The 2,138-nt window shown below is 70.5% G+C and carries 1 protein-coding gene; it reads left to right on the top strand.

The window, feature by feature from the left end; all coding sequences use genetic code 11:
* On the top strand, positions 1–2,138 hold a 2,138-nt coding region (locus tag D7V88_RS40885; protein WP_504815062.1), incomplete at both ends, for a TolB family protein.

The following is a 2,138-nucleotide window of genomic DNA, read 5'->3' on the forward strand; positions in this document are numbered from 1 at the left end:
CCCAGGAGCCGCCCCCTCCGCCCGCGCCGAAGGACACCGCGCGCGACGCCGCCCGTGCGAGCGAGGGAGACGCCGGCACCCCCGCCCCCGTCGCCGCCACCGGGACGCCGGACGCGAAGAAGGATGCGTGGAGCGTGGATGCGCCCCCGGGAGCGACCGCCTCGCAGGTGCCCATCGACGTGCGCGAGGGTACGTGGCTGAACGTGGACGTGAGCCCGCGCGGGGACGAGCTCGTCTTTGACCTGTTGGGGGACGTGTACGCGCTGCCCATCGCGGGCGGTGAGGCGCGGCCGCTGACGTCCGGCGCGTCCTGGGACATGCAGCCGCGCTACAGCCCGGACGGGAAGTCCATCGCGTTCACGAGCGACCGGGGCGGCGGCGACAACCTCTGGGTGATGAACCGAGACGGCTCCGACCCGAAGCCGGTGACGCAGGAGAAGTTCCGCTTGCTCAACAGTCCGGCGTGGAGTCCGGACGGGCAGTTCCTGGTGGGGCGCAAGCACTTCACCGGCCGGCGTTCGTTGGGCGCGGGCGAGGTGTGGATGTACCACCGCGCGGGCGGTGAAGGCGTGAAGCTCACCGAGCGCGCCAACGACCAGAAGGACCTGGGCGAGCCCGCGTTCTCCCCCGACGGCCGCTACGTCTACTTCAGCCAGGACGTCACGCCGGGGAAGTCCTTCGAATACGACAAGGATCCGAACAAGGAGATCTACGCCATCCAGCGGCTGGACCTGGAGACGAAGGAGGTGGAGCCCTTCGTCACCGGCCCGGGCGGTTCCATCCGGCCCACGCCGTCGCCGGACGGAAAGCAGTTGGCCTTCGTGCGGCGGGTGCGCGCGAAGAGCGTGCTGTACGTGGCGGACGTGGCGTCCGGGGCGGAGCGGCCGCTGTACGACGGGCTCGACCGGGACATGCAGGAGACGTGGGCCATCCACGGCGTGTCGCCGGTGATGGCGTGGACGCCGGACAACAAGTCGCTGGTGTTCTGGGCGGGCGGGACGCTGCATCGCATCGAAGTGGCGACGAAGAAGGTGACGCCGATTCCCTTCCACGTGAAGGGGACGCGCACGGTGTTCCAGACGGTGCGGAGCACGCGCGCGGTGGCGCCGGACCGCTTCGACGTGAAGATGCTGCGCTGGATGCAGGTGTCACCGGATGGCAGGCGCGTGGTGTACCAGGCGCTGGGCCGGCTCTACGTGAAGGACCTGCCGTCGGGCACGCCGCGCCGGCTGACGCGGCAGAACGAGCACCTGGAGTTCCACCCGTCGTTCTCCCGGGACGGGCGCTCCATCGTCTACACGACGTGGGACGACGACCGGCTGGGCGCGGTGCGCGTGGTGGCGGCGACGGGTGGGGAAGGGCGCGTGGTGACAGCGCAGCCGGGCTACTTCGTGGAGCCGGTGCTGAGCCCGGATGGGAAGTCGGTGGTGTACCGGGCGACGGGGGATGGCTACCTGATGCCGGGCACGTGGAGCCGGGAGACGGGGTTGTTCGCGGTGCCGTCCGCGGGTGGGGGCGTGGCGCGCAAGCTGACGCGGGACGGGCAGCAGCCGCACTTCGGCGCGAAGTCGGACCGCGTGTACTTCCTGCGCGTGGAGTCGAAGGAGGTGGAGGACGTCCGCACGCTCCAGAGCATCGAACTGGACGGGGGCAACGAGCGCACGCACCTGAAGAGCGCGGGCGCGGTGGAGATGCGGGTGTCGCCCGACGACCAGTGGGTGGCCTTCCGCGAGGACTTCAACGCGTACGTGACGCCGTTCGTGCGGGGCTCCAAGGAGGCGCAGGTGGGGCCGGGCACGAAGGCGATGCCGGTGACGCAGGTGAGCCGTGACGCGGGCGAATACCTGCACTGGTCCGGGGACGGGGCGCGTCTGTCATTGAACTGGGCGCTGGGTCCGAAGCTGTACACGCGGGCGCTGAAGGATGCGTTCACGTTCCTGGACGGGTCACCGAAGACGTTGCCGCCGCCGTCCGCGGAGGGCGTGGACGTGTCGTTCACGTCGAAGTCGGACGTGCCGGAGGGGACGCTGGCGCTGGTGGGAGGGCGCATCGTCACGATGAAGGGTGACGAGGTGCTGGAGCAGGGCGTGGTGGTGGTGAAGGGCAATCGCATCATCGCGGTGGGGCCGGTGGGGAAG

The sequence above is a fragment of the Corallococcus terminator genome (assembly GCF_003611635.1).
GTDB lineage: Bacteria > Myxococcota > Myxococcia > Myxococcales > Myxococcaceae > Corallococcus > Corallococcus terminator.